Origin of the sequence: Curtobacterium sp. HSID17257 (assembly GCF_003989515.1) — a bacterium.
Lineage (GTDB): Bacteria > Actinomycetota > Actinomycetes > Actinomycetales > Microbacteriaceae > Curtobacterium.
In genome coordinates, this window is record NZ_RBLU01000096.1 from 1 (window position 1) to 237 (window position 237).

Sequence of the window (237 nt, forward strand, 5' to 3'; positions counted from 1 at the left end):
GCGGATGAGGGCGAGGGGAAGGAAGGATGAGATGTGGAGTGGGAGCACATGGAGAGGAAGGAGAAGAGGGAGGGAGGGAGAGGGGCAGAGAAGAGAAGATTGGAGACGAAGAGGAGAACATAGAAGAGGAGCAAAGAGAGGAGGGATACGAAGGAGGAGGGGAGAGAAGAGAAGGGGAGAGAAAGAAAAAGGGAAAAGAAGGGGGAGCAGAGGAGATGGAGTAATGTTTTTTTTTTT

1 protein-coding gene is annotated in these 237 nt (G+C 51.5%); it reads left to right on the top strand.

Annotated features, from left to right (window positions below; translation table 11 throughout):
- The first annotated feature begins 38 nt into the window (after nucleotides 1-38).
- Entirely contained in the window at nucleotides 39-224 is a 186-nt protein-coding gene (locus D8M35_RS17290) for a hypothetical protein (protein ID WP_126892210.1), read from the top strand.
- Nucleotides 225-237: the final 13 nt, after the last annotated feature.